The organism is Psychrobacillus vulpis (genome assembly GCF_006861825.1).
Lineage (GTDB): Bacteria > Bacillota > Bacilli > Bacillales_A > Planococcaceae > Psychrobacillus > Psychrobacillus vulpis.
Map to the genome: position 1 here is coordinate 1 of NZ_VDGI01000050.1, position 3097 is coordinate 3097.

Here is a 3097-nt window from a genome sequence, read left to right on the forward strand (position 1 = left end):
ATATAGAATTTCTTTCTGAGCAGATTGAACTGTTAAATGAAGAGGTGGCTACTAGATTATCCTCCCACCAAGAAGATATTGAGCGGTTGGATTCCATTCCCGGCATCGCCACTCGAATGGCGGAACAAATCTTAGCCGAAGTCGGTACGGATGTCGAGAAGCAATTTCCCAGTTCGGCGCACTTATGCTCCTGGGCAGGATTAGTACCTGGACATAATGAGAGTGCGGGCAAAAGGAAATCAACCAACATGAAAAAAGGAAACAAGTACTTGAAATCGGCATTAATTGAAGCAGCTCATTCTGTCAAAGGATCCAAAACCTATTTGGGAGCCCTGTATAGGCGTACTGCATCAAGAAAGGGTAAAAAACGGGCAGGAATATCTGTCGCTCATGCCATTTTAAGAATCTCCTATTATCTCTTAACTCGCAAAGAGATGTACGTAGATTTAGGAGAAGATTACTTTGACAAGCAAAAAGAACAATCGATTGTACGATATTCTGTTCGGAGACTTGAAAACTTAGGATACAACGTTACAATTACTGAACCAAATGCCTCCTAATCCAACCTATAATTTGATCCACATTTAGGCGCTGCACTTTTTTAAAAAATAAATGAGCTGCGTCTGATTTCGTATTGTCTTTTTCTCTAAATCGAAGATTTTAATTTTCATGGGAGTTCAATAAGAAAGATTGAATTTCAGAATTCAAACTCTTTTAATATAACTAATCTTTATTTAGCTAAGCTACTGCAAGACTTCAAAAAATTCGTTTATGATTTACAAGAATAAATACAATTACAATAGAAACATCCAAGTTATACTAAATATGATATAGGTAGCTGAAATGGTCATCCAAAATGGATTTTTGGAGGTACTAGCATTACTATCTCTACTAACGTTTTTGATTAATGCTACTAAATTTAAGCAAAATACTATTGCTAAAATTGGATTTAAAAAGAGTGCTACGTGAAGTAAAAATTCCATATTGTCACCCCTCATTTGTAAAGGAAAATACTCAAAAATTACACTTATATTTACAAAAATTCGTCACTCTTCTAATAATATCTTCTAAATGAACTAACCTGCCCCTTTAGTGAAAAAGCGTCTATGCTTAATGCATAAACGCTCCATCCTGTTCAATTCGAACAAAAGCTTTCTTACTTTACTTTGCAAATTCGATTTTTCATTTTATGAACTTTAAATTATCTAAAGGATAAAAAACATTTTTTTGCAGTACCTAATACTTTAACTATCGATACAAATCCAACACTAGGGTTTCGGCTATCTTTACTATTTTGTTAGACCTTTAGCGAGCCACGGAAGCCCCTTGCAGCATAGTAGGAATCTGCTCCATTGTGGTACACAAAGACAGTGTTGTAGCGACAATCACAAAAGATGGCCCCGCCGAGTTTTCTAATATTAGCAGGTGTTAGCACCCAGCTCGACGTTTTCATATCGAAATTTTCAAGTTTCTGCAACTCCCGGTATTGTTCTTCCGTTAAAAGTTCAATGCCCATGGCAGTTGCCATATCAATAGCGTTATTTTCTGGTTTGTGGTTTTTCCTTGACTCCAGTGCTTCACGGTCGTAACAAACACTTCTGCGACCTTTAGGACTTTCCGCTGAACAATCATAAAAAATGTATTCGCCCGTCTTTTTATCATGGCCAACAACATCCGGTTCACCGCCAGTTCCTTCCATTTCATTGAGCGACCACAGTTTTTCAGTACTAGCTTCGAGCTTAGCTTGTACTTTAGCCCATTCAAGGTCTTTATGGCGGTTCATGTTTTTCTCAAAACGGGCTTTCAAAGTTCTGAGTAGTTCCTCACGTTGTTCTAGTGACAACTCCTTATTTCTCTTTGTCATATTAGTTTCCTCCTTAGTGTTTTTACTCATAATTGTTTAAGTACTAAATTGCAGTGTTTGCATAATAAGAAAAAAAGAGCCGTCTATGCAGTTCAATGATCTTCAACTAGCGCACTCGTTAGTTTAAGAATGAAAACTTTTTTTGTCCTCAAACACCGGCTACCAGCACTCAGCATAGCAATTATTACTCTCATTTGCGTAAAAGAGTCTGCCCGGAAACGAGCTCTAGAGTTGGGGTCTGGTTCCAATGACGACAGTAGCGTCAAGTTCGTCGTAATATGCCACCTGTGTTATTAGCCCGTTTTGAGCAAAAATCTCGACTGTCAACAGTGCCTGTCGCTCGCTAGTCTCAACAACCAGATGACCGCCCGGTGCAAGCCAGAGTGTTGCCTCAGCCGCCACCCGCCGCTGGACGTCAAGCCCGTCCGCCCCCCATCGAGTGCAACCCGCGCCTCATGTATGCGGGCCTCCTGAGGTAACAGCACGATCGCTTCGGTAGGAACGTATGGTGCGTTTGCGACCAGGACGTTGACACGGCCCCGTAATGTGGCAGGCAGTGGCTCATAGAGGTCTCCTTCGTACACGTGACCCTCGACGGAAGTTACGTTTCGTCGCGCGCACCGCACCGCGGCTGGATCAATGTCGGCAGCGTACAACTCGATTCCTTCCATAGCTACGGCCAGCGCTGAGCCCACCGCGCCTGTGCCGCAGCACAGGTCAACCACAATGGCGCCTCGTGTTACGAGCGCTGCTGCTTGGTGGACTAAAAACTCAGTGCGACGGCGGGGTACGAAGACTCCCGGGTCCACCGCTATCCGGATACCGCAGAATTCAGCCCACCCTAAGATGTGTTCAAGGGGCAAACCGTTTATTCGTCGTTCCACCATAGTGGCAAATTCGGCTGGCGACTGTGCCTCAGAGAAAAACAACCGTGCCTCATCTTCTGCGAATACACAACCGGCTGTCCGAAGCCTGGTTATTATACTTATTTTCGTTTCGTCGTCCATATAAAAATTAATTTGCTCTTCTATTAATATCACCTAATCTTGATAACTTTTAGTATATTATTTATAATTCGTTAAAAATAGGAGAAATCCTTCTTGAATTAGTCGAGTAGAAGGGAACCTCTCTACCTTTCGGTAGATTGTGTTCCACCCCCCTCACAGAACCGTGCTTGCGCTATTTACGCACACGGCTCCTCCTAGTCATCATTCACAAAATATAGCTAATCTC

Annotated in this window: 2 protein-coding genes and 1 pseudogene; 1 reads left to right on the forward strand and 2 read right to left on the reverse strand. The window is 42.1% G+C overall.

Annotated features, from left to right (window positions below):
- Window positions 1-560: transposase (locus tag FG384_RS19335; protein WP_142644321.1), on the forward strand; the 560-nt coding region annotated here is incomplete at its 5' end.
- A 737-nt stretch (window positions 561-1297) separates the two neighbouring features.
- On the opposite strand, the gene FG384_RS19340 is transcribed toward FG384_RS19335, so the two are convergent.
- Both FG384_RS19340 and FG384_RS19345 read right to left on the reverse strand, forming a co-directional pair.
- Entirely contained in the window at window positions 1298-1864 is a 567-nt protein-coding gene (locus FG384_RS19340; protein WP_142644322.1) for a DUF4256 domain-containing protein, read from the reverse strand.
- Between the two features lie 225 nt (window positions 1865-2089).
- Window positions 2090-2871, reverse strand: a pseudogene (locus FG384_RS19345) (putative protein N(5)-glutamine methyltransferase).
- Between the last annotated feature and the right edge of the window lie 226 nt (window positions 2872-3097).